This is a genomic window from Mesorhizobium sp. M2A.F.Ca.ET.037.01.1.1 (assembly GCF_003998075.1).
GTDB lineage: Bacteria > Pseudomonadota > Alphaproteobacteria > Rhizobiales > Rhizobiaceae > Mesorhizobium.
The window spans coordinates 1-450 of record NZ_RZSA01001806.1 but is presented as its reverse complement, the minus strand read 5'-3'; the positions used below and the strand labels follow the sequence as shown (position 1 = coordinate 450).

Annotated in this window: 1 protein-coding gene; it reads left to right on the top strand. The window is 66.0% G+C overall.

From position 1 onward, the window contains the following. Window positions 1–32: 32 nt before the first annotated feature. On the top strand, window positions 33–450 hold a 418-nt coding region (locus EOA27_RS39905), incomplete at its 3' end, for an AAA family ATPase (protein ID WP_127259136.1).

Here is a 450-nt window from a genome sequence, read left to right as displayed (position 1 = left end):
GAGCGGGATCGCGTTTCAACCAAAAGACTTGCATGGCCGATCTGTTCAGTTCCGATGAACCGGAGAAAGCGCCGCCCGGGCGGCCGCTGGCCGACCGGTTGCGCCCCCAAAACCTCGGCGAGGTCGTCGGCCAGGAGCATCTGACCGGCCCCGACGGCGCGCTGACCAGGCTGATTGATTCCGGCTCGCTCGGCTCCATGATCTTCTGGGGTCCGCCCGGCACCGGCAAGACGACGGTGGCGCGGCTGCTGGCAGGCGAGACCGATCTCGCCTTCGAGCAGATCTCGGCGGTATTTTCCGGCGTCGCGGACCTCAAGAAGGTGTTCGAGGCGGCGAAACTCAGGCGCGCCAACGGCCGCCAGACGCTGCTCTTCGTCGACGAGATCCATCGTTTCAACCGCGCCCAGCAGGACGGCTTTCTTCCGGTGATGGAAGACGGCACCGTGGTGC